The following is a 24333-nucleotide window of genomic DNA, read 5'->3' on the forward strand; positions in this document are numbered from 1 at the left end:
TTTTCTATATAGGTAGAAATAACTCCTGCTATATTAAGTCTATCTTGTAATTAATTTCTCTTGCTAAATCAGCAACAATTTTATAATCAAAAATTTGATCTTAGGGCAAAATTTGTTATAAAATCAATTATAAGTTAGCTTGATTGATTTCTTGCTTAAGGTAAATACTATCTTGGAATTTTTATTATTATGAAGGTGATGCATCGATGTCCAAAAAAGTACTTATTATTGGTGGTGTAGCTGGTGGTGCTAGTGCCGCCGCTCGTTTGCGTAGACTTGACGAAGAAGCCCAAATCATCCTTTTTGAAAGAGGCGAATATATTTCTTTTGCTAACTGTGGTTTACCCTACTACTTAAGCGGAGTTATTCCAGAAAGAGAGTCCCTGCTGGTGCAGACTGTAAGAGGTATGGCTCTTCGCTTCAACATCGATATTCGTGTGAATAGTGAAGTTACTCTTATCGATAGGGAGAAAAAAGAAGTTGAAGTTGTTACCAATGATAGAACTTATCGAGAAAGTTATGATTTTCTAATCTTATCACCTGGCGCTGAACCTCTGCGCCCTCCCATTGAAGGTATTGATAGCGATAACATTTTTACCTTACGCAATATGGAAGACGTCGATAGGATAAAAAAATATCTAGTCATAGAAAAACCGCAAAAAGCGGCTGTTATTGGTGGTGGTTATATTGGTATTGAAATGGCTGAAAACTTGCACCACGCTGGAATTAAAGTTACTTTGATTGAAGCGGCTGAACATATTTTAGCTCCTTTTGACCGAGAAATGGCTAGAATTATTGAGAAAGTCTTGATCGATCAGGGTGTTAACTTAATTGTCAATGACAAAGTTCAGAGAATCAAAGAGGGCAAAGTCATTGAACTGCAAAGCGGAGAGGCTGTAGAAGCCCAATCTATTGTTCTCTCTGTTGGTATAAAAGCCGAAACAACTTTGGCCAGAGCGGCTGGTCTTGCTATCGGTAATAGTGGTGGCATCAAAGTTGATCCATCCTTAAGAACTTCAGATCCTGCTATTTATGCTGTAGGAGACGCTATTGAAGTAGAAGACCTAGTCAACGGTTCTAAGGCTCTTATTCCTTTAGCCGGTCCTGCTAACAAGCAAGGACGCATCGCGGCTGACAATATTTGTGGTAGACATAGTACCTTTAAGGGAACACAAGGCACTTCTATTATCAAAGTCTTTGATTTTACAGCGGCCGCTACAGGTAATAACGAAAGAAAGTTACGTCAAGAAGGCATACCCTATGTAAAGTCTTATACTCATTCAGGTTCTCATGCCGGCTACTACCCTGGTTCTACGGAACTTACGATAAAACTCCTTTTCTCCCCAGAGGATGGTAAACTACTAGGAGCTCAGATTGTTGGACAAAAAGGTGTCGATAAGAGAATAGATGTACTAGCTACGGCGCTACGACATGGCTTGACTGTCTATGACTTGGAAGAGTTGGAACTAGCTTATGCTCCCCCCTATTCTTCTGCTAAAGACCCTGTTAATATGGCTGGCTTTGTAGCCGCTAACATCTTGCGAGGCGATGTGAAGATCATGCACTGGGAGGAGCTAACTCTTATGCCTCAAGAGGAAAGAATACTTATAGATGTTAGAACAGCTATTGAGTTTAGAAAAGGGCATATTGAAGGCGCTTTAAACATTCCCGTAGATAAATTACGCAAGAGAATCGATGAAATCCCTCGAGATAGAAAAGTTATCGTCTATTGTAAGGCAGGTTTGCGAGCCTATCTGGCTTGTCGGATTCTAGAGCAAAAGGGTTATGAAGTATACAATATTAGCGGTGGTTATGATATCTATTTGGCTGATCGACATCTTTATGGGCAAGGCTTGGATATGAATGAGCAGATGACTGATCTAGAAGGGTAAGAGGCCATAAAAATATCCTAAAATAGAAAACAGCCAAGATCGATGACTCGATTGATCTTGGCTGTGCAGTATCTGTTTGCAATTTTCCTTAACATAGTATATTTCTTGAACAGCGAGAGCCGTTCCTTATCTAGGCACTTGTTATCTCGTGACGATTATTCCAGTCGCCTTTTAAGGTGTCGGCAGTTTGACGATAAGCAAAAGTCGGGTTGATAGCTTTGACAAAAGCATCGATCCAGAGTCCATAAAGACGCTTCATTAATGATCCATCGACGCTAGCTTCTTTCCAGTTTCTCTCCTGTAAACAAATTGCAGACTCCCAAGTTACTTTGGTACTTTCATTAATTACTACTTTGTTTACTTGATCGCAAGGCATGCCGTTAAGTAGGTAGTTATTCAAGAGCTTATAGATTTCGTCGGCGCCAACTTGAGTAGCTCCTTTTTCTACGGCATCTTGTCCGCATAGAGTACCTTGTTCGCTGAAAGCATCTTCTATAACCGATTGGGCTGTGTCTCCACAAAGGTCAGTTAATTTCTTAATGTAAGCGGCTTCACGAGTCTCAGCAATAGTAATCTGACTTTGTAGCCAGCCATGAATATTGCCACCATCGATGAGCTGATTTAGTGGTATATTAGGTAATGGCTCTCCATAAGTCTCCCAGACTTCTTGACGTAGTTCTTCCGCTGTATTGCTACATAAGTCTTGAGCTTTTTCGAAGATTAATTGCTCTCTTTCTACAACTAAAAGAATCTTCCGGTATAGCCAGTGATGAATTGGTCCTAGAAATGCACTCATCTGAAAGGCCTCCTCTTTTTGCTTTTTTCTATGAGCCTTTATAGCTTTTACTTGAATGAATTGATTTATTTGATATTATAACTAATTTACTTAGTTTTGTTTGTGAGCACTGTCACAGAGCACTTTTTTGACTATCTTTATCTAATGCTGAGGGCTCTGTTGGAGTTTAAATAATGCTTAACAATAAAATGTTAATTTTTTGCAGGGATTTGGCTTTTTACCTAGAATTTAACAAGTGAGATGTTGCTATTTCAATCTATTTGTTCAAAGGAGGAACTGCGCCAATGCCACCCCGTAAAATTCCTAAAGTGTCCTTTGTAGAAGCTATCAAACAAGAACATGAGTGGATCACTAGAAAAGGTATTACAATTCCTATAACTGCTGATCCGGAAATCGTAGATGATGCAATTCAGTGGGCAGAAACTAATTGTCCAGAGTGCAAGCAAGTCTATTTCAATGCCAAGGAAAAGGCTTGGGTTGCCATCGTCTGATTATTAAAAGCCATGGTGCTGTAAGTGCCATGGCTTTTTTTCATAAATTAAGTTAATTATATTTCACTTATATTTTCTATGACGCCTATGTATCAGTATTTTAGTGTACTTTTGTTGTTATTTCCAACCCATCTTGTTGGGCTACAATTCTTTCTAAACGTGCTATTCGCTCGTTATGTTCTGCTACTTGTGCTTCTAGTTCAGAAATTCTTTTGTGATTGCTGACTACTTCGTCTTTGAGATCTCTTAAGGTAGCTACTAAGTCTTTTAACATAAGGCGATAATCATATTGCCGCTCTTTCGTATGGATAACGTCATCTTTTACTTCTAAGAGTATCCTTAAGATTTCTTCTTGCATTTCTTTACTCATCTTTTTCAGCTTCACCACCTAGAAATTATTGAACAAACTTAAGTTACTTTTTCTTTCGATAGACTTTCCTTCCAAGTGTCCAGACCTTTTCTGAGAAAGCTCCTTCTTTGGTCGACTTTATGGCTTTATGCATATCATAGACATGGGCATCCATGATATCTAGAAAATGCAATATTTCTGCTTCGGGAATCATTGGCGATTTGGGACTGCCCCACTCGCCTTTGTAGTGATGACTGGCGATCATGTGTTGTAGTAATAGTGATGTTTCTGGGTCCGCTTGGACTGTTTCGGCTACTTTATCTACTAGTTTTATGCCTTGAACGAGATGACCAAGTAATTGTCCTTCTGTGGTATAGTCTGTTACGATGCCTAATTCATTAGCTTCCATCTCATCTAGCTTGGCTATGTCATGCAAAATGATACCACCATAAAGCAAGTCGGTGTTCAAAAAGGTGTATACTTGTGCTACTTTTTCGCCTAATTGAAGCATAGTTACAACGTGATATAACCAGCCTCCCTGGATAGCATGGTGGTTTTTTTGTGCCGCTGGGTAATAGAGTATTTTTTCTTTGTACTTTTCTACTATAACTGTAGTTATGTTGCGAATATCTTCATCCTTTATTTTCCCAATATAGCCTTTAAGATCAGTAAACATAGTTGCTGTAGAGTTAGGTGCTGACACTATGAAGTCGCTGATTTGCTGTCCATCTAAATCAGTTGTAGGTCTCATGGAGTCGATATTCAGTTGTTTATTACCTTTCCATTCTTTCACGAGGCCACTTAAATAGATAATACTATTAGATTGAAAGTCTTGATCTTCTATTCCATCTGCATCCCAGAGCTTGGCGTTAATTTCTCCTGTCTTGTCACTAACTAATAGATCGAGGTATTTAGTATTTTTGCTGGTACTCTTGCTTTCAACTGAGCGCAGGAGAAAAAAACCTGCTATTTTATCTCCTGTTGTGAAATCGCCAATTTGTTTGTTCTTAATGCTTAATTCACTCCAATTATTGGTTATCTAAGTTTGCAATGATAAGGTTATTTCTGTTTTTTTCAACGAAAATCCTTCAAGAATCTATTCTTTGTCCTCACTATTCTCTTGCTCTACCTTATTACCACAGTTTCCACAAGATGTTGCATAGGCTGTTAAAGGGTTCCCGCAATTGTTACAAGTACCCATTACTATGGTCCTCCTTTTAATTGCGTATTATGACGGTCTTACTTATCATCTAATATATTGTTGTGTCATAAGGAAAGATACAAAAAAGCCTTATGCTATTTTTTCAGGAAATAACATAAGGCTTTTGGTATACCCTATTATTGATGCTTACATTCAGATGATTCTTGCAAGATTCTTCTTAACTGGCGCTCAAAGCTCAAATCATCTTCCTTCGTCCTTTTCTTCATGCCTCTGGTTCTACCACCACTGCGACGGAATTTGGCTTTCATATCTCGCTCTTCTAGTAGAAATTCAATCTTATCAGCCTGAAATTCTCGACCTCCTGGGCTTATACAACGGCCTTTCTTGCCCAAGATCATGGCCGCTAATCCCCAGTCTTGCGTCACTACTATATCGCCTTCTTGGGTTACGTTTAAGATTTTTAGATCCGCTTCTTGGGAAGCGTTGCCTACTGTAATGTGATGATCTGATTGAATATGATGATTAAAGCTTGCTATGGTCCACAAGGCTACTTTGTATTCTTTTGCTACCTTTATAGAAGCTTGTAAAACACCTTTGGGACAAGCGTCTGCATCTACGACAATTTTTATCTTCTTCACTCCGTTTGTTTCTTTTTTACCTTACACCTTACTCTTCTCTTACTTTACCAAAATAGAGTGTTATCTCCACTACTTCTGGCCAATTGCCCGTTCGAATAGGCGGTCCCCAAGTGCCGTAACCTGTGGACACAACAAAATTGCTATCGCCTTTCTTCAAGTGTCCCCAGTCTGTTTCAAACATAAAGTGTGTTACAAAGTTAAAAGGGAAAAGCTGACCTCGATGGGTGTGACCCGATACTTGCAAATCAACGCCTTGTTCAACTGCTTCTTCTAGATCAAGAGGTTGATGATCCATAAGTAAGATAGGTAGACCCTGCTCAACATCAGTCATGACTTCAGCAAGGCTCTTTCTTGCTGAGCCAGCAAAATGATGTCTTGAGCGATCATCTCTTCCTACTATATAAAAACGGTCGTCCACTTTTTTGTATTCATCCTGCAATACTGTGACGCCAGCTTCTTCAAGATGGACAATAATATCCTCCCAGTGTCCTCCGATATACTCATGGTTACCAAGTGCGGCAAAGATTCCATAGGGTGGATTAAGCTTCCCAAAAGTAGCCTTCATATCTTGCTCAGCAAAGGGGCCTGGATCTTCATCAATAATATCGCCAGGAAGCAAGATCAGATCAGGGTCAAGCTCCTTTACCATATTAACCATTTTTAATAAACGGTCATTTTTCACGATATTGCCTAAGTGTAAGTCTGAAACAACGACTATCTTGAGCTCCTCTAGAGGTCCAGCACTTTTAGCAATAGGAATTTCATAGCTCGTTATTCGTGGATTATGAGCATTCCATGAACCATAGAGGATAATCAAGGCTGTAAGGGCAACTACTGTTATAGTCAAAAACAGTGGTGTCTTTCTATTCTCTGTCCAACTTACAGGGATGAAAGGCTTAAAACGATGGATGAGACGAAGAATCTCGATGAGAAGTAGCATCATTCCCATATATAAAATAATAGCCAGCCAGTAGCCGCCAATCACTATAAGCGGAATAGCGATAGACGGCACCGTAGTTTCTAGAAGGCGACCTAAAGGATAAGCTATTGCTAAGCTAAAGAAAAGAAAGCCATAAAGCCATAGCCAAGGTCTAGAAAGATAGTTACGTAGTGCCAAGCTACCTAGACGCCCAAGCCAATAATTGAACAATCCATAGAGACTGATTATTACAACAAAGATAACATATCTACCGAAAACTGTTTTCGTCTCCCTTCAAAGTCTTAGATTAAAAAACTGTGTTCAGAAACTGTCGTACTACGTCAGCTCCCCCGATGATTGTTCCTAAGCTACTGCCTATATTGGCCAAGACAACGACTAATAAGATGCGAGTTACTTTGTTTTGCCAAAAACCTTTAACAGAATAGACATCGTCAGAGATATTTTCAAAATCTTTAACTTGCGGTTTGCGCAACATGGCTTCTGTAATACCGGCAAACCATCCAGCTGCCAATAAGGGGCTTAAGGAGCTTATGGGGGCCGCTAGGAAGGCAACTAATATAGATAAAGGATGTCCTAGAGCGATTAAAGTGCCTAGTGCCGCTAAAGAACCGTTCCAGAGAATCCAACTTGTTAGTTGATCTATTCCTGTTGCTTGGTCAATTGAAAAGGTTGAAATAATGATAGCTAAGATAAAAAGAGGAATGCCCCAGCCTAAGATCTTTCCCGTATTCGAAGCTGGTGGTAGTTTAGTTAATTCATCTAAGTTATGATCCTTCATTAGTTCTTTTTTGATACCTGGAACATGGGCCGCTCCTAGTACAGCAACAACTTTGTTTCCTGATGCTGTTTTTATTTTATGAGCTAGATATTGGTCTCGTTCGTCAATTATTGTAGTTTTTAGATGGGGAAAGGATTGACCTATTTCATCGAGTATTGATGTAAGCATGTCTTGTCCCTTCATTTTGTCTAGTTCTTCTTCCGTAATATCATCGTTGGCGAAGAGACTAGCGAGAAGAGATATGAAAAGTTGGACTTTATTGATAAAAGTTAAAGGACGCCATAAGCGTAGCATGGTAGTTTGAATATCTCGATCTGCTAGACAAAGAGAAGCACCTACTTCTTTAGCCGATTCAATGCCTTGGATCATTTCTTGACCTGGCTTGATACCGAATTTGCGAGCTAACCTTTTCTGATGGGAAGCTAAGATTAAGTTGCTTAACAACATCATTGCTTGGCCATTTTTGATTATCTTGATTACGTCCATCTTTTTCCATCTATCAGCGTCGGTAATTGATTGATAGCGAGAATGGCATAGCTCTACGCAAACTGAGTCTGGTCTTTCTTGTTCAATTACTTCCTTGACTTCTTCTACACTTTTGGGAGAGACATGGGCTGTTCCTATAAGCAGGACTTCTTTTCCCTCTATTTCTATACGATGTACATTGCTGTTGGTCAAGATAACACTTCCTGTCTTACAATTCGTTGTACTTTTACTTTTACAATTGTGATTTTTAGTGCAGGATAATTTTATTCTGTATGTAATTATAATTAGATAATCATAATCTGGAGCAATATGATAGCCGGGGGAATTGGCTTATGCAGAACGAACTAAGTCTAGTTTTTATTATTTTACTTTTAGCAAGTGTTTGCTCCCTTTTGTTAGGTTTTTATGCTTATGCTACTGCCAAAAATAAGCCTGCTGTCAAAGCTTACACAGTTCTAACTATATCGGCAAGTATTTATTCTTTTGGCTATGCTTTTGAAATCATGAGTAATACTTTGCCTGAAATCTTATTCTGGTTAAATATACAATATCTTGCTATACCCATTATTCCAGCTATCTGGTTACTTATGATTCTAGACTTATTGGGCCTTGATCGATTTCTTAAAAGGAAGTTGCACCTAGCAATTTTTGTTATTCCCCTATTTACTTATATTTTTTATTTTTCTAACGATCTTCATCAATTTTTTTATACTTCTGTGGCTTTGAAAGAGAACTATTATTTTTTACAAATAGAAACGTTTAAAGGTCCTTGGTATTGGGTTCATATTACTTATTACTTTTTCTCAATGATTTTTGGAAGTTTTTTGCTTTTGCGAGGTTGGGCAAGAACGGGATCTTCTTATCGTAGACAAAGGTTGCTTCTGATTATTGGTATTTTGATTCCTTTAATAGGTGAGATTATCTATATTGGTGGCTACAGTCCTCTTGATTTAGATCTAGCCCCAATATTATTATCTTTTGCTATTCCCTTTCATGCTTTGGCATTATTGAATTATCGCATGTTTGACCTAGTACCTATTGCTCACGAAAAAGTATTTTCCAGCATGCAAGACGGTGTGATTATTCTTGATGACAAAAATCGTATTGTAGATTTCAATGGGGCGGCGACTAAAATTTTCGCTGAGTTACAATTAAAGGATATCGGAAAAAAAGTAGATGTAGTTCTAAGAGTATACGACAAACTTATCGAACAAGTTGCTTCTACTGCACCTGATGAGGAAATTGAAGTTGGATCTGCTCCTGGGCTGAGTTACATACAATCCCGCTTATCTATGATTCGTGAAAAAAACGGACTGTTGATTGGCAAAACTTTATTGTTAAGTGATATTACGGATCAGAAAAAAGCTATTAGCTTGCTTGCCGAGCAACAAAAGCTATTAGAAGATAATAATCAAGAGCTCGCTATGGCTAATCGCCTTAAGTCTGAGTTATTGGCTAACTTTTCTCACGAACTTAGAACACCCCTAAATGCTATTATAGGCTATTCCGATATCTTACAACAAGATAAGCCTAATCTCATGGTAGATGCCATTATCGAAAATAGCCATAAACTGCTAGCTCTTATCAATGATGTTATGGAAATGTCTAAGATTGAATCAGGGTCTATTGTAGTTGGTGATATGATGACAGTCTCAGTAGCTCATATTTTTAAGGATATAGAAGTGAGGTACGGCAAAAAAATTAACGCAAAGAATCTTGACTTCATAGTTACCTACCCTTCACCAACTGAGCAAATCAATTGTGATATTATGCAGTTAGAACGTGTGATCTGCAAAATCATTGATAATGCTATCAAATTCACTGATTCTGGATCTATCTCTCTTTTTATGGAAAGCAATCAGCTGTCGACAGATATTATCATTAAAGATACAGGAATTGGTATAGAGTCAAAAAACCTTAATAAAATATTTGATAAGTTTTATCTAGTCGATAGTTCTTATTCCCGCTCCCAAGATGGTACTGGCCTAGGTCTGCCTATTGCTAATGCTATTGTTAAGCAAATGGGAGGAGAGCTATCCGTTCTCAGTGAAGGCTTAGGTTATGGAACGTCTGTAAAGATTAGTCTCTCTAAGTAAAATTTTAATTAAGAATAAGCATCTCTTCTGAGAGGGATAATACTTGGGGAGGTGCATCTACTCTGAATCGTATATTACAAGCTTTACTATTTAAATTCTTATTGACTCTTGTTGCCTCTGTTGTTACTTTAGGTCTGTTTGTTGATAATCCTTGGGGGATTGTTATTCTCTTTGCTATTTGGGCCACATCAATAAATTATTTGATTGGCGACATGGTTATATTACCACGTAATGGTAATTTTGTAGCATCTGTAAGTGATGGAGTGCTGGCTGCTTTTTCTGCTTTAGTTCTGAGCTTTTTGATTCCTTTTTTTCAGGCACCTCTTTTCGCTTTGTTAGCTCTTGGTTTGCTTATTGCTGTAGGCGAAGCTCTTTTTCATTTGTATCTTAAAGAAAAGAAGCATATTTTACCTTAAGAATCCAACAGTTTGCTGGCTGTTGGATTCTTTATAGCTGCCTTTTAAAGATATCTTCTCCTCTTGTTCTTTTGAGTTTGTATCTTCGGATTTCTATACCTTCTAGAGCATTTTTTTCAAAAAGCTCTTGGCTATGATGTTGATAGCCTGGCTTAAGAAAGATCCAAGCTACTATAGCGAGGATAGATATTGCTATAATCACTTCAGCCATGTAATCACCTCTTCAGTGCTGGTTATTTTTATTAAGCATAATAGTACAACCTTTACTTAACAAGGTTGCGCCAGTAGTATAACTATATAAAAAAAGGAAAACTAAGTTTAATATATAAGAAGGAATGTAATTTTCCAAGTCGAATATGATGTTTAATAATCTGTAGTCTTTGTGGAAATTATTCCTTTATTAGGAGGGGTTCAAGATGATGTGGAAAGAAAAATACAAGGTTGGAGTACCCATTATCGATGAGCAACACGAAGAGCTTTTTAATCGTGTTTCTGATTTTATTCAGACTGTACAAACAAAAGGAAGTTGGGAGCAAAAGTTAGTCAAAGTTAAAGAAACGATGGCTTTCATGCAGGAATATGTAGTTACTCACTTTGACGACGAAGAGGTCTATCTCGAAAAGATCAATTATCCTGATCTTCAGAAACACAAAGATGCCCATAAGCAGTTCAAAGACGCTGTAAATAACTATGTGAAACTGTTAGATGAGCAAGGCTATAGTGAAGAGGTGGTACAAGAATTTAGTGCCAAACTGATGACCTGGTTGATTATGCATGTGGCCGCTATGGACCAGAAAATTGGACATTATGTAAATAGCCAGGGAGGGAAAAACATATGAAAGCAGAGTATGTAAATTCCTTTTATCAGGCTACTAGAGATGTCTTTAATTTGATGCTTGACTTAGAAACAGAAAAAGAGTCCTTACAGTTAGTAGAAGGGGTTATTAGTCGAGATGCTAATGTCATCCTTGGTGTAACTGGTGATCTACGCGGAACTATTATGTTTTGCTTTCCTAGAGAAATGACTCTGGAAATGGTTAAGATCATGTCGGGAATGGCTATGGATGAGATTGATAGTTTTGTGTCGTCTGCTTTAGGCGAGGTTGCCAATATTATTGGTGGTAATGCCCTTACATTGTTAAGTACTAATCAATATAGTTGTGATATTGTGCCTCCACAGATTTTTGTTGGAGACTATAAATCTACTTCAATGTCTAATGAGAAAGCTTTGTTGTTAAGCTTGAAGACATCCATTGGATCTTTTGACTTAGTTATATACTTAAAAGAAAAATAGGTATTCTTAGTATTCTATACCTCTTCGACTTTTTATTCCTTTTTGTAAAGGATGCTTACGAGCATGGATTTCTGATACCAAGTCCGCATGGTCTAATATTTCTTCTGGTATACCTCTACCTGTTAATACCAGCTCTACAGGAGCTGGTTTTTTTTCGATCAGGGCAATAACTTGCTCCACAGATATGAAATCGTAGCGCAAAGCATTACTAATCTCATCTAAGACTACAAGATCATATTTTGCTTGACTAATTACATCGTCAGCAAAACTTAAGGCCATGTGAGCAAATTCTTTATTTTCTTCTTTCTTCTTGTTATCTTTGAAAAAGCATTCTCCACAGCCATTACATTTGCGCATTCCACTTCGTATCATAGATGAGAAGGGACAGCCACGGCCAAATTGATAAAAATCTATGTCCGGTTTTAATCGTTGTGAAGTAAGTAGCTCACCAGTATAACTACTTCCTTTCAAAAATTGTATAAAACATACTCTAAAGCCATGTCCAATTGCTCTGTAAGCAAGGCCTAGGGCCGCTGTTGTTTTTCCTTTTCCAGTACCTGTATAAACTTGCACAAGACCTTCAATAGTTTTTCTTTCGCTCATAGTAGCTCCTTCAATCCAAAGTAGGTTTTATCTTTTTATATCATATCATTTTACACATCTTGAAAAAGTCTTTTTAGCATCATAGACAATGCCTTCAATAGCTTAACAATGTTGCAGGAGAAAAAAAGGTTATTGTCGAAAATAGTACAGTATAACGAGCAAAAGGAGTAGGATATGAGTAAGAAAAGGAAAACTTTAGAGCAGAAAAAGAAAGCCACCGCCGCTATGGCCACTAAAGCGACTACTGAAGAACCTATTATGGATTATGGTGCTGTCACTTGTCCTAAGTGTCAAAGTTCAAATATTAAAAATGTGAGTAATACTTTTATGGCCTTATTTGTTTTTGTTCTTGGTACGCTTATCTTTCTTCTCTTGGCAGTAATTCATCCTTTGATCTTCTTAGGTGCTATACTGCCTTGGGCTATGGCTTTGAAGATTTATAAAGGTAAATCGGCTCACCATTGTTCTGATTGTAAAAATACATGGCCTGTTCGCTCTTAATAAAAAAAGCTAGATAGCCTTTTAACGAAGGCCATCTGGCTTTTTCTCTTTCTAAGCCTTTTCTTCTGCTCTGTCACTTCCCTTGTCTATGAGACAATTGTAACTTTTCAATACTTTTACAACATCTTCTTGCTTAAAGGGTTTGGAGATATAGTCATCCATTCCAGCGGAGATGCATTTTTCACGATCACCGCTCATGGCATCAGCCGTCAAGGCAATAATTGGCGTATGGAACTTTCCTTTTTCTAAGTTGCGAATTATTCGAGTTGTTTCTAAGCCATCTAGTTCAGGCATATGGAGATCCATAAAAATAAGATCAATTTTTTGCTTCTTAAATAGTTCGATAGCTACCTTACCGTTTTCTGCTTGAAGTAACTGACATCCTAAACGTTGTAAAAACTTACTGATAACTAACTGGTTAACGGGATTATCTTCTACTACCAGCACTTTGCCTTGGCAAAAGGGCCTGCAAAGAGGAGTAGTTGAGTTCTTCTGCTTTTCAGGTAATGCTTTCTCTTCTAGGGTAATTTTTAATAGATTGTAGAGCTCTTGTTTTTTTACAGGTTTGAAAAGACGCTGTTCTCCTGCTTGAAGAGGTCGATTGGTACCATCTTTTTTTAGCTCTGTTTGTGAGGTTAGAAAAATTATCTTGGGAGAAGGGCTTTGCTTGCTTTGCTCATGAATTTTGTCAGCTACTTCATAACCATTCATACCAGGCATTTGGGTATCTAAGAGGATTAAATCAAAAGGCTCATTTTTCCTATTATTTTTTGCTATCTTTTCGAGTGCTTCCATGCCATTAAAGGCAATTTCTCGTACTGGTATTTGTAATTTTTCGAAAATGCTTTTTAATAGTTGACAGCTCTTTTGATTATCGTCAACTATCAAAAGCCGTTGTAAAGGTAAGTTTTGCTCAGCAGGTTCTGCTTTCGTTTCTAGTACTTCCACTAAAGGTAACTCTACGGTAAAAGTACTCCCTTGCTCTTGTTCGCTTTCTACCTTGATAGAACCATTCATTAGATGTACAAGATTTTTGGCGATTGTTAAACCAAGGCCAGTGCCTCCAAATTGTCTAGTAATAGTATTGTCAACTTGACTAAAACTTTCAAAAATTGCTTCTTGTTTTTCTAAAGGTATACCAATTCCGGTGTCACTAACGGAAAAACGGATCTTATCTTGCTCCTCTGATGTTGCTATAACTTTTTCTACTTCGAGTATTATTTCTCCTTGTCTGGTAAATTTTACAGCATTGCTTAATAAGTTGATTAAGATCTGACGAATTCTCAGTGGATCACCTATTACACTAGTCGGTACTTCTTCGTGGTAAATGAGCATAATCTCTAATTTTTTGTCGTGACTAGGCACTGCAAAAAGATGAACAACTTTCTCCACGAGCATGAGAAGCGAAAATTCTACTTCTTCAATATGAAGTTTGCCTGATTCAATTTTGGATAGATCTAAAATATCGTTCAAGATATTTAATAAGGAATAGGCAGAGTGAGTTAGATTTTCTAGATATATTTTTTGTTCGGCAAGTAAGGGACTATCAATTAATAATTCTGCCATACCAATTATTCCGTTCATAGGGGTGCGAATCTCATGACTCATGTTAGCCATAAACTCAGATTTGGCCTGGTTGGCACTGTCAGCTTCTTCTTTTGCTTTGATTAATTTTTGCTCTCCTTGAATTCTTTCAATAGCTGATCCCAGTATATTGGCAAAGCTACCGATGGCATCAACTTCTGCTTCTGTCCAGCTTCGACAATGAATACATTGGTCGAAACATACTATGCCCCACCAGCCTTTTTCTACGAAAATAGGTACAGCAAGAATGGACTGTACGGGTAGCTTTTGGAAAACAGCTTGCTCTTGTAAAGGAAGGTCGTGAATATGGCTGTTAATAATTTTATTTTGTTGAAAAGATTCGACCCATCGCGTAAGTCCTTCTTGATGCCAATCTAAACTTTGTAGAGAAGATTCATTGATAAGTGCTTTAGTACCCGGTGCGCACCATTCATTGTTTAAGCGTGAAATAACTAGTCCTTCTAAATCGAAGTAGTTCTTGAGTACATATACTCTACTAACGCCTGTTGTGTCTCCTAAGCGCTGTAGAACTGTTGAAAGTGTTTTTTCCCATTCACTTGTTTTAAGAAATTCTTCAGCAGCTATACTTATCGTTTCTAGTAAGGCGTCTCGCTTTCTTATTTCTTCTTCTGCTTTTTTACGTGCTGATATGTTCCTTAGAGTCGTAAAAAGTGCCGTTTTACCATCTATATATATGGTGGAAAGAGATACTTCTACCCAGAAGTCGCTTCCGTCTAATCGACGGTGCAGCCACTCAAAATGTGCTTGTCCTTCTTTCAGTGCTATTGCAATCTTTTCAGCTGCCGATTGCGCTGATTCTTTGCCATCAGGTTGTAAGAAGGGGGAAAAAGTTTCTGGTCTTTGGCCGATAATATCTTGGCGACTTCCACCAAACATCTTCACTGCCGCTTTGTTACAATTACTGATTATCCCATCTATGATTAGTAAGTAGCAATCTGTAGAATCTTCGAAGAGGGCACGAAAACGAACTTCACTTTCTCGTAATTCTTTCTCTACTTTTTTGCGCTCTGTAATATCAACTATCGATCCAGCCATGCGAATTGGCTGTCCTGCTTCATTCCACTCTACTACATTACCTCGATCAGAAACCCATATTACATTGCCAGTAACCCTCATACGATGTTCACTTTTATAGGAGCTATTGCCTTCTAAGCAGTCTAGAATCCGCTTCATGACTTCTTTCTGATCATCTTCGTGCAGTAGACTGGAAAAGTCATCTAGACGGTGCTCCAAAAATCTTTCATCGAGTCCTAGTATTTTGCACCAAGTAGAATTATGTCTTACCATGTTCGTTCTTAAATCCCAGTCCCAAATGCCTTCTCCTGTTGCGGACAAGGCATAACTAAGTCGACGCTCGCTTTCACGGAGCGCTTCTTCTGTTAATTTGTAGTTTGTTATGTCTGTAAGAGTGGTTATAAGAAAGTTATTTTCTGGTGAAATGAAGGATACTCTAAACCATTTGTGTAATTTCTTAGAGTAAACATTTAGCTCTATAGTTTCCTTTTGTAAATCCTCTTTGCTATAGGAAGAGATTTCTCTTATAAGATTTGTAGCTATAGTTGGTAAAACTTCTGTAATTTTTTTGCCGTTCACAGCCTCTGCTGTCAAACCTGTCATTTTTTCAAATTGTCGGTTAACTTCTAGAAATACAAAGTCATAGGCTTTAGCATTTTCATCGTACAATATCCGGTGATATGCGAATCCCGTTGAAGAATAGTCAAAAAAAGTTTTATAAAAAGGGGAGTCCATAACACCGCTCCTCTCAGGTAGCTGGTTATAAATAGATCTCTATATTAATTTTACGAGTTAATGCACTTTTTTGCTAGTGTTATTTTTTTGTCTTTTAATTTATGATCGTAAAACGAGCCTATCTCTTTAAATGAGAAGAGCAGGTTTTATTCTAACCTGCTCTTCTGTTACGTTGTGATCCAACGATCAATAACTTTTTTTAATCTATCTATGCTTGTAGGTTTGCTTATATAGTCATTCATACCAGCTAAAAGACATCGTTCTTTATCTTGATCAATAACACTAGCAGTCAAAGCAATAATAGGGATATTTCTGCCTTTATTAGTTCGTCTAATATAACCTGTTGTTTCTAATCCATCCATTACGGGCATATGGCAATCCATGAAGATTGCACAGTAGTCATTTTTCTCTATAGCTGCTAATGCGTCTTGCCCATTAGTAACAACTGTTACTTGGAAACCTAGCTTTTTTAACTGCATTGTAGATATTTTTGCATTAACGACATTGTCCTCAACTATTAAAACAGAAGACTTGTCTTTTGATACCTTCGCTTTTCCATTTGCTAAACTAGTTCTATATGGCACTATATCTAGTTCTTGGGGATTACCTATAGTCATTGGTATTTGAAACCAGAAGGTAGAACCTTCTCCTTTTTTGCTCTCTACGCCAATCTTTCCATCCATAAGTTCAGTTAGTTTTTTGCAAATGGAAAGACCTAAGCCTGTTCCTCCGTACTTTTGGGCAATTAATCGCTCTGCTTGAGTAAATGGTTGAAATAGCTTTTTTTGTTGATGATCCGTTATGCCTATTCCTGTATCTTGAATGGTAAATCTAAGCCATTGCCTCTGATGATCTGATTTATCTACAGTTAGGTTCACAGACACTTTACCTTTTTCTGTGAATTTAACAGCATTACCAATAAGGTTAAATAAGATTTGTTGCAAGCGAGTTGTATCACCTTTTAAGTTGGTAGCAACTTTTGGATCAATATTTGTCTCCAGAGATATTTCTTTTTCTTTTATTTTTCTACCAAACATCTTTACTGTCTCATCAATAATTTGACGTATATTAAAGTTTACAATTTCTAGTTCTGTTTTTCCTGCTTCGATCTTAGAAAAATCTAAGATGTCATTAATAATAGCAAGCGTTAAATTTGCTGAGTTGTATATGGTTTCTGCAAACTCCCTTTGTTCTTCTCCTAGTGTTGTATCAAGTAATAGCTCTGTCATCCCAACAACGCCGTTCATGGGCGTGCGGATTTCATGGCTTATCATTGCCAGATATTCAGACTTTGCTTTAGTTGCTTTTTCTGCTTTTTTTAATGCATTGACTAGTATACGAGCTTGATAAGCCAATCGTTCCTCTGTTTCTTTTCGCTCTGTAATAACACGGTTTGTAAATACAGCACCAACCATATGACCTTTCTGGTTGTGGAATACTTTCCCTGTAGCTTCAATCCATACAATATGACCTGCTTTATGGTTATAGCGAAAGATAGCTGAACCTTGCCCCTCGCCACTAAGAGCTGCTTCTACCTTTGTTTTCACATGGGGTAGATCATCTTCGTAAATGTAAGAGAAAATAGATGTTCCTTCTATTTCTTCAGGTTTTAAACCTAGACCTTTTTCAATAGAAGGTGTTGCAAACTGTATGATAAAACTATCATCGGTCATTAAGACCATATCTAGCATATTGTCGGTAATAGCTCGTAATAACTCTTCACTTTCTCTCAATTTTCTTTCTGCTTGAAGTTCTTTTTTGATTACGCTTAATTTGTAGTCACTTATATCGGTACAGTAGCCAATATATCCAAGCAGACTGTTATCTGAAGAGTAAAAAGGTGTTATCTCATCTACAAACCAACGATAATCTCCGTCATAACGTTGTAATCTATATTCAACACGATAAGACTTGCCCTCTTGGTACTCATGATCATACTTTTCTATAATCAATTCTCGATCTTCTTGGTGAATACCTGAGAGCCAGCCCTTTTCATTTTCTTCATCTATTGTTTTTCCGCGGTAGTCTAACCAGCGTTGATTGAAAAAAATTCGATCGCCCTTTTCGTCAGCTAGCCACGTCATTATAGGAGAGTGCTTGGCTAAGGCTGTGTAAAAATTTATGTCCAATCCTTGAATTGAATTCTCATAATTTAGTTCCCAATTATTTCTACACAACCACACTCACTCCACTTTTTGTCTTTGATAACCTTTAATACATTATAATAGTATTTAATAGGTTAATTATATTCGATTATAGCATCTTGTGGTTGTAAAATTTGTCGGAATTCGCTATTTTTATGAGCTTTTAATCGGCAGAATAACTGAAAAACAAGTATCTCTTGACCTCCTTCGAACTTCTATCTTTCCACCGTGACGCTCAACGATATTGTAAGAAATTGCAAGACCTAATCCAGTACTTTCTTCTTTCCTCCAAGTCATAACCTAATGCTGTTAAAAAAGCATCGTTAACTCGATAGTACATTCCGCTGTTTATTTCTGATATTGACATAATGCAGGGGTTTGTTTTAAATACCTTAAAAAAAAGCTTTTCATCTTCGACCACAAAGTTTTCTAAGCGTCTATAAGGCATGGCAGTACCTCCTTATAAAAATGATATTTTTACCCCTGCTTTCTTACTTGGGTTTACTTTGAAAAAAACAGCTTAGTCAATACCATTAAAAATCAATATTGTTATATTTTTCTTCTTTTTTCTCATATTTCTGCAATTGACATTCTTTTTCCTGCTAATGTTTTAATTTTTCGAATATTTTAGATGAAACTTTTTTTACTTTTTTCTTCTAACAAAGTAAAGAGCCTATGTCTGGTTTGACATAAGCTCTTTACTTTGCTGAATATTAAGTTGACGGTATTATTAATTTGTCGATGTCAGAAAAGAGGACAGGTTTACCCTGTTGAAGACATACACCTACTACTTTCGCCTTTAGAACAACTTTTTCATCAGGTAAGCGATAGATGGTTTGATAAAATGCAGTTTTCAATCGACTTTCTTTACTGACCTTTATCCGAACAACGAAGCGGTCTCGGCTTGTTAGTGAGTGCTTGTAATCTACTTCCATGCGTACAACGACTAAGTCTTTACCTTCCTTATGTAAAGCCGCAAAGTCGATTCCTTTTTCATGCATAAATTCATGACGAGCATGTTCGAGATAGTTTAAGTAGACGGCATTATTGACGATGCCTTGTAAATCACATTCATAATCTCGTACTTGAAAGGCTAATTCATATTGATAAGCATTTGGTTCCATTGTTAGCTTCTTATTAGCTCCTTTCGTTTCTTTTCATCATAGGTATAGCTTTAGGCAGAATAAAGCCAGCTATTTTCCAGTCCATCTTAGGCGCTGGAAAGTCCACATTGTATCTTTGTCTTACTAGAAATACAGGAATGCCTGCTCTTTTTACTTGTTCTGCATAAAAGGGATCGTCTTCTATCATGAAGGTAACACCTTTTTCCAGACAGCTCTCGCCTTTCTGATGGCTATGTACGATGTCTCCCAAGGGAAAATTATGTTGACGTAGCCAGCGCCTGCTTACTAATTCTGTCTCTTGAGGTCTTGCTGTAATATATACGATTTTGTGACCTTTATAGATAAAGCTGTTCAGCACTTCTGAAGCTTTTTCATAAGGTTTAGCCTGACTAAGTAAGTTCATTCCTTCAGGAGAACGAAAAAAATCGGGATTTAGCCCTGGTAAATTCCACTGTCTCTGTTTTTGTAAGTCATCTGGTACTTTCGATGTACCTAGAAAGTGAAGTGCTAAAGCTTCGTTGACTTGTGCAATTGTATTGCAAATATCGACACCAATTATCATTTTGTTCCTCCCGTCTAAAGAAACGAACTAATGGCTAGACATTAGCACAGGAAGGAACTTTTGTCCAGAGAGCAAGCGAACAGAATCGCCTTCTTAAGGACATGCTAATAAAAGTGCTTAATCGAGTAAGACTTTAGACTTAAAGGATGAACGAAGGAGTTCTTTAGTCCATGCACGATATCTTTCCTTTAATGACTGTTATATTAGTATACTTCCTTTACGGTCTTGCTTTTTTTTCTATGGGTTTGTTTATTTTTGCTTTACGTATTAGATTCGGTAATCTTACCCTAGCTAAACCTCTTTTATGGTTAGGACTTTTTGGTATAGTTCATGGTTTTGCTGAATGGGGTATGATGTTTATTTCCATTCAGGAGGTCTACCGAGTCGCTTTTGAGTTGCTTTATTATCAAAGAGTTGTGGAGATTTTTTTTATTGCTCTTTCTTTCGCTTTTCTTTTACAGTTTTCGGTAAGCCTTCATGTTCATACACAAGGCGGTTCGCCCAAACTGCATTTGCTATCTATTTCTCTCTTTTTGCTATGGCTTTTGATATTTCTTTTCTTTCGATATTTAATACCAACGGATAATCCTTTCTGGTGGATTCGTTTTAGTGAGATAGGGTCACGTTATCTACTAGCTTTACCGGGAGCAATCTGGGCAGGTCTTGTCATTTTGCAACAAAAAACAGAATGGGAACAAATAGTTCGTAGAAAGCTAAGCTTTCATGTTTATGGGGCCGCTCTTGCTTTTTTACTCTATGGTTTTGTAGGAGGTCTTGTTGTTCCTCCTGCACCTTTTTTTCCTGCTTCTGTAATCAACACGCAAATTTTTTATGAAATTTTTCGTATTCCTGTCCCGATCTTCCGAGCTTTTTGTGGATTAGCTATGGCTTATTTTACGATCCATATTCTCAGTCTCTTTAACGCTGAGATGCACCGTCGTCTTGACGAAGCAGAACGCAAGCAAACTTTATCGTCAGAGCGAGAGAGGATTAGTCAAAATCTTCATGACGGTGTGATTCAAAATCTTTATGGTATTGGCTTAGTGTTAGAAAACACTCGTTATCTATTGGAGGAAAAGGAAAAAGAAAAGATAGCTCAGGAAAGCTTAGATCGTGTCATGGGTCACCTCAATTCTATTATTGTAGAGATTAGACTTTTTGTACATGATTTGAGACCTCTTCGCATTATAAAAGGAACTTTAATAGATATTATTGAAGAACGGCTCATGTTTTTTCGAAAGGCTTCTTCTCTTTCTATAAGGTATAAAATTTTAGGTGCAGAGCCTACCTTTTTATCAACGCAGTTAAAAGAAAATATTCTGCTGATTGTCAATGAGTCGATTACTAATGTGCTTCGTCATGCTAAAGCAAGTGAGATAAATGTTATGATCGCCTTTGGTGATGAAATCCACTTGCAAATTCAAGATGATGGTGTTGGTATTCCTTCCAAACAGCGACTTGGCTTTGGAATTACTTCTATGGAAGAACGGGCTTTACGCCTTGGAGGTCATTTAGAAGTTATATCACCACCAGAAGGTGGCACATTAATAGAAGCTTTTTTCCCTTATCGGGATGGAAAGGAGTCCAAAAGTGATTCGCGTCATGATAGTAGATGATCACGAAATTGTTCGACTTGGTTTAACTTCCTTACTAAATCGTGTTCCTCACATTACTGTTGTTGCTGAGGCAAATAATGGTGATCTGGCTTGCATGGAAGCTGAACAAGCTATTCCTGATGTGATTGTTATGGATATACGCATGCCTGGAAAGTCAGGTATTGAAGCCTGTCGTGAAATATTAGATAAGCAACCTCAGATTAAAGTATTAATGCTTACTTCTTATGCTGATGAAGATGCTGTAGCCGCTTCAATTATGGCCGGTGCTAAAGGTTATGTGTTAAAGCAGATTGGAAGTCAAGGTCTTATCGAGGCAATTGAAAAAGTAATGCAAGGTGAATCTTTGATTCCACCAGAAATGATTGTTAAAGTTTGGAATCGCCTTAGAGGTGAAAAAGGACAAATTGAATCGCTTACCGATAAAGAGAAAGTGATTTTGGCTTTAATTGGTCAAGGTAAGACAAACAAAGAAATTGCCAAGGAAGTTTTTCTTGGCGAAAAAACGGTACGTAATTATGTAAGTAATATTTTACAGAAGCTAAACTTTTCTCACCGGTCACAAGCGGCTGTCTACGCAGTAAAAAACAAGCTTGATAAAGTTGAAAAAGACAACCCTTAATTATAAGGGCTGTCTTTCCTACTAATATCTATTGTTTCTGACAATGAATGTTGTTAGTGAACTTTCCATGGTTCTGGACCAGTATAAGTCTGTCTTCCTTTAGCGTAGCTATTCTTTTCCCAAGGCCAGATAGATTCCCAGCTCTTGGGGTCTTTGAGGTCTGTGGCGTCTTTTCGAACTGCCCATACGTATTGTTCTGGAGTTAAACCGAAAGCGCGACCTTCTTCATCATAGTTAAAGACGTGCTGTTTAGTACCACTGCGACCACCTAAACTGCCCCAGTTGTCAAAACCATAAGATGGCCAACCTTCTGCTCCGTTAAGTACAGACATAAAATCTTCACTTCGTGAGCCATGACAGGTGAAACAAGTCATTTCTGGCTTTACATAAGTCTGGGGAAAATCGATATTAGTACCAACTCGATGGGCATTGTGACAATCAAAGCAGGCTAATCGTGCATGATTACTTCGTGGACCGTTGATGTAGTAGCTAAGCATGATATCCATATCTTGTTGGTGACCCCGTCGACCTTTGCCATCAGGTGCGACGTTTCTATTGCCTGTTCCCCAGGCTGGTCGAACGTAAGACATGACATCTTCATAAGTATGCTCTCCTAGGACTAAGCCACGATTATCGTTAGCACCGTTGCCGTACATAGTATTTGTACTTGTTCTAGTATGACATTGCTGACAGACTAGTAAACGCTGTTCTGTTTCTTCAATCGTTCTTGGATTGATAATATTACCAGCAATTGGATCGTTGACGTGTGCTTGTCCAGGTCCATGACAGCTTTCACAAGAAACGCGAATATCAGCTACGAAGATGTCACGTAAGTCTTCACGCTCTCCTGCTACGAAGTCTGCTTTAGCTTGATTCCAGGCGTCAGGGTCAAAGCCAGTGGTATGACAGCTAATGCAACGTTCTTGCCAGGAACGAAATTCACCATAATTGTTATTATTGAGGCTTCCTTCTTTGGGCCTTGTCTCAATAGCTAAGAATTTGTAACCAGCTCTTTCTTTGTTACCAGGAAATTCTACTACTACCGATTTATCAATTGTCCAGGAGATGCCTCCATCTTCTGTTGTCTGCAGATAAGCTTGTCTAGGCTCACCATCATAGTAAGTCATGTAACGTTGTTTGTAAGTTTTGCCAATTATAAAGTCTACATCTTCCCAGGCTACTTTTTCTACAGCTACATAGTTGGTGTTGTTATCTTTTTTGTCTAGAATCATATATGTTTCCAGACTATCCCACTCTTGAATAACCCAGTCATAGATATCATTATTATAGGCTGTGTCAAAAGAAGGTCCCCACAGAGCTTTTTGGGTATGCCAGGAGTCTTCCCAATTTTTATGTTCGTTTACGTGACAGACGATACATTCGTCAGGACCTACAAAACCTTCTTTGCCCTTCATTGCAAGCGGTGTCCCGTGAATTTCTCCTATGTCCATGGTAACAACCGTTGATGTAGCAAGAGAACCAACACCACAAGCTGTAAGGACAAGTCCTAGGGCAACTACGATAAAAGCGACAAGAACGATTTTTTTACTGTTCTTATCCACGGTAACGCCTCCTTTCTATTGATTGTTACATCAGTAATGTGCCAGACCAAGCTGGTATGGCCGCCGCAATAATTAAGTAGCGAAGGGAAAACCCGCCAAGGACAACAGCAATGTCGCCTGATAGCACTAAGTTGTGAGATAGCTTGTTCTCGCGGAAAGTGTTATGGGCAAAGATGGCCAGTGGTGCTATTAAGCCAATTAAGAAGAAAATTATCCAGAAGAAAGGCGCTAACGAACCTATTATGATGTTTTGGGCTGATTGTTGGGCTACTAGACCTTTGAATCCACTGATAGCCATAGCTAGAAAAACAAATAGAAGAATACTTTCAGCGGCGATAATGTAAAAGTGGGCTTTGTCTACTTTAGTTGTTTCTACTTTTACTTTTTTCAGATAGTGAGCCAGTAACATGGAAGCTGAAAGTCCTGTAGACATGGCTGAGGCAAGGAAAATGAGGGGAATTAAGTGGTTATTCCATAGGGGTACAGCTTTAATCACAGAGAGGAGAAAGCCTGTATAAACGGCTGTAGCAATTGCTAGGAAAGCACCTAGCGACAACAAGTATTTTGGAGCTTCTATGTTTTTCCAATGTAAGTATAAGTGAAGCGTAGCTACGACTACAAAGAGCGATAGAATTACAAATCCCCAGGTCATAACTGAAGATAAGTTCATAAGCATTCCAGGAATAAGCCAAGGTTTTAGTAATCCTTGCCCTAAGTCAAAAACTAATAAAACACAACCGATAGCAACGGCTGGTGCTGATATTAGATAACCTGCTTTTGCTAGTCCTGGTATAGTACCAAAATAGCCTTTCTCTGCTCCATAGGCTGTCAGGTATGCACCTGCACCTAAGCCACCAAGAAAGAGATAGACTACGACAAGCATTCCCCAAGGCGCTGATTGTTCCATCGG

25 protein-coding genes are annotated in these 24333 nt (G+C 38.0%); 9 read left to right on the top strand and 16 right to left on the bottom strand.

Going from position 1 to position 24333, the window contains the following annotated elements; translation table 11 throughout:
* Positions 1–206 precede the first annotated feature (206 nt).
* Positions 207–1892, top strand: a complete 1686-nt coding sequence (locus F9B85_RS00895; protein ID WP_151617729.1) for an FAD-dependent oxidoreductase — start codon at positions 207–209, stop codon at positions 1890–1892.
* 130 nt (positions 1893–2022) lie between these two features.
* Here F9B85_RS00895 and F9B85_RS00900 read toward each other — a convergent pair whose 3' ends face one another.
* Positions 2023–2688, bottom strand: coding sequence for a hypothetical protein (locus F9B85_RS00900; protein ID WP_151617730.1), 666 nt, complete (start codon positions 2686–2688; stop codon positions 2023–2025).
* Positions 2689–2972: 284 nt separating this feature from the next.
* Here F9B85_RS00900 and F9B85_RS00905 point away from each other — a divergent pair, with 284 nt between their 5' ends.
* Positions 2973–3179 carry a hypothetical protein gene (locus F9B85_RS00905; RefSeq protein WP_151617731.1) on the top strand — a complete coding sequence of 69 codons (207 nt, stop codon included), beginning with the start codon at positions 2973–2975 and terminating at the stop codon, positions 3177–3179.
* A gap of 100 nt (positions 3180–3279) precedes the next feature.
* Here the strand turns inward: F9B85_RS00905 and F9B85_RS00910 are convergent, their stop codons facing one another.
* The 5 genes from F9B85_RS00910 to F9B85_RS00930 form a co-directional block, all read right to left on the bottom strand.
* The gene (locus F9B85_RS00910; RefSeq protein WP_151617732.1) at positions 3280–3549 is read right to left on the bottom strand and encodes a hypothetical protein; all 270 of its coding nucleotides are present in this window, start codon (positions 3547–3549) and stop codon (positions 3280–3282) included.
* Between the two features lie 43 nt (positions 3550–3592).
* Positions 3593–4567 (bottom strand): 3'-5' exoribonuclease YhaM family protein, encoded by a 975-nt coding sequence (locus F9B85_RS00915; RefSeq protein WP_341474372.1) that lies wholly within the window; start codon positions 4565–4567, stop codon positions 3593–3595.
* Between the two features lie 299 nt (positions 4568–4866).
* Positions 4867–5319, bottom strand: a complete 453-nt coding sequence (locus tag F9B85_RS00920) for a YaiI/YqxD family protein (protein ID WP_151618331.1) — start codon at positions 5317–5319, stop codon at positions 4867–4869.
* 37 nt (positions 5320–5356) lie between these two features.
* The gene (locus tag F9B85_RS00925) at positions 5357–6445 is read right to left on the bottom strand and encodes a metallophosphoesterase (RefSeq protein ID WP_151617734.1); all 1089 of its coding nucleotides are present in this window, start codon (positions 6443–6445) and stop codon (positions 5357–5359) included.
* A gap of 109 nt (positions 6446–6554) precedes the next feature.
* Entirely contained in the window at positions 6555–7724 is a 1170-nt protein-coding gene (locus F9B85_RS00930) for a TraB/GumN family protein (RefSeq protein ID WP_151617735.1), read from the bottom strand.
* 140 nt (positions 7725–7864) lie between these two features.
* Here F9B85_RS00930 and F9B85_RS00935 point away from each other — a divergent pair, with 140 nt between their 5' ends.
* Positions 7865–9628: a sensor histidine kinase gene (locus F9B85_RS00935; RefSeq protein WP_151617736.1), complete on the top strand. Its 1764-nt coding sequence runs from the start codon at positions 7865–7867 to the stop codon at positions 9626–9628.
* 71 nt (positions 9629–9699) lie between these two features.
* Positions 9700–10044: a DUF2512 family protein gene (locus F9B85_RS00940; RefSeq protein WP_279237702.1), complete on the top strand. Its 345-nt coding sequence runs from the start codon at positions 9700–9702 to the stop codon at positions 10042–10044.
* A gap of 31 nt (positions 10045–10075) precedes the next feature.
* Here the strand turns inward: F9B85_RS00940 and F9B85_RS00945 are convergent, their stop codons facing one another.
* Positions 10076–10255 carry a hypothetical protein gene (locus F9B85_RS00945; protein ID WP_151617738.1) on the bottom strand — a complete coding sequence of 60 codons (180 nt, stop codon included), beginning with the start codon at positions 10253–10255 and terminating at the stop codon, positions 10076–10078.
* A gap of 205 nt (positions 10256–10460) precedes the next feature.
* Between F9B85_RS00945 and F9B85_RS00950 the strand changes: the two genes are divergently transcribed.
* A complete protein-coding gene (locus F9B85_RS00950; protein WP_151617739.1) occupies positions 10461–10883 on the top strand; it encodes a bacteriohemerythrin in 423 nt (140 codons plus the stop codon).
* Entirely contained in the window at positions 10880–11338 is a 459-nt protein-coding gene (locus tag F9B85_RS00955; protein WP_151617740.1) for a chemotaxis protein CheX, read from the top strand. Before F9B85_RS00950 ends, F9B85_RS00955 begins: the two co-directional genes overlap by 4 nt.
* Positions 11339–11344: 6 nt before the next feature.
* Here the strand turns inward: F9B85_RS00955 and F9B85_RS00960 are convergent, their stop codons facing one another.
* Complete coding sequence (locus F9B85_RS00960; RefSeq protein ID WP_151617741.1) at positions 11345–11941, bottom strand: cob(I)yrinic acid a,c-diamide adenosyltransferase; 597 nt, start codon at positions 11939–11941, stop codon at positions 11345–11347.
* Between the two features lie 174 nt (positions 11942–12115).
* Between F9B85_RS00960 and F9B85_RS00965 the strand changes: the two genes are divergently transcribed.
* Entirely contained in the window at positions 12116–12442 is a 327-nt protein-coding gene (locus F9B85_RS00965) for a hypothetical protein (RefSeq protein WP_151617742.1), read from the top strand.
* A gap of 51 nt (positions 12443–12493) precedes the next feature.
* Here F9B85_RS00965 and F9B85_RS00970 read toward each other — a convergent pair whose 3' ends face one another.
* The 6 genes from F9B85_RS00970 to F9B85_RS00990 all read right to left on the bottom strand — a co-directional run bounded on the left by F9B85_RS00970 (position 12494) and on the right by F9B85_RS00990 (position 19626).
* The gene (locus F9B85_RS00970) at positions 12494–15796 is read right to left on the bottom strand and encodes a PAS domain-containing hybrid sensor histidine kinase/response regulator (protein WP_151617743.1); all 3303 of its coding nucleotides are present in this window, start codon (positions 15794–15796) and stop codon (positions 12494–12496) included.
* Between the two features lie 167 nt (positions 15797–15963).
* Positions 15964–17979, bottom strand: a complete 2016-nt coding sequence (locus F9B85_RS00975; RefSeq protein WP_279237696.1) for a PAS domain S-box protein — start codon at positions 17977–17979, stop codon at positions 15964–15966.
* A gap of 114 nt (positions 17980–18093) precedes the next feature.
* A complete protein-coding gene (locus F9B85_RS15005; protein ID WP_151617745.1) occupies positions 18094–18237 on the bottom strand; it encodes an ATP-binding protein in 144 nt (47 codons plus the stop codon).
* On the bottom strand, positions 18176–18388 hold the full coding sequence (locus F9B85_RS14265; protein ID WP_170270040.1) for a hypothetical protein: 213 nt from the start codon (positions 18386–18388) through the stop codon (positions 18176–18178). The genes F9B85_RS15005 and F9B85_RS14265 overlap by 62 nt, the downstream gene beginning before the upstream one ends.
* A 265-nt stretch (positions 18389–18653) precedes the next feature.
* Positions 18654–19064, bottom strand: coding sequence for an acyl-CoA thioesterase (locus F9B85_RS00985; protein WP_151617746.1), 411 nt, complete (start codon positions 19062–19064; stop codon positions 18654–18656).
* 13 nt (positions 19065–19077) lie between these two features.
* The gene (locus F9B85_RS00990) at positions 19078–19626 is read right to left on the bottom strand and encodes an LNS2 domain-containing protein (protein WP_151617747.1); all 549 of its coding nucleotides are present in this window, start codon (positions 19624–19626) and stop codon (positions 19078–19080) included.
* Positions 19627–19796: 170 nt separating this feature from the next.
* On the opposite strand from F9B85_RS00990, the gene F9B85_RS00995 reads away from it, so the two are divergent.
* Together F9B85_RS00995 and F9B85_RS01000 are read left to right on the top strand one after the other, a co-directional pair.
* Positions 19797–21242: a sensor histidine kinase gene (locus F9B85_RS00995; protein WP_151617748.1), complete on the top strand. Its 1446-nt coding sequence runs from the start codon at positions 19797–19799 to the stop codon at positions 21240–21242.
* Entirely contained in the window at positions 21217–21861 is a 645-nt protein-coding gene (locus tag F9B85_RS01000) for a response regulator transcription factor (protein ID WP_151617749.1), read from the top strand. The genes F9B85_RS00995 and F9B85_RS01000 overlap by 26 nt, the downstream gene beginning before the upstream one ends.
* A gap of 53 nt (positions 21862–21914) precedes the next feature.
* Here F9B85_RS01000 and F9B85_RS01005 read toward each other — a convergent pair whose 3' ends face one another.
* Together F9B85_RS01005 and nrfD are read right to left on the bottom strand one after the other, a co-directional pair.
* A complete protein-coding gene (locus tag F9B85_RS01005; protein WP_151617750.1) occupies positions 21915–23423 on the bottom strand; it encodes a multiheme c-type cytochrome in 1509 nt (502 codons plus the stop codon).
* 25 nt (positions 23424–23448) lie between these two features.
* Positions 23449–24330, bottom strand: a complete 882-nt coding sequence (gene nrfD / locus F9B85_RS01010; RefSeq protein ID WP_151617751.1) for an NrfD/PsrC family molybdoenzyme membrane anchor subunit — start codon at positions 24328–24330, stop codon at positions 23449–23451.
* Positions 24331–24333 lie beyond the last annotated feature (3 nt).

It is taken from the genome of Heliorestis acidaminivorans (assembly GCF_008933955.1).
Lineage (GTDB): Bacteria > Bacillota > Desulfitobacteriia > Heliobacteriales > Heliobacteriaceae > Heliorestis > Heliorestis acidaminivorans.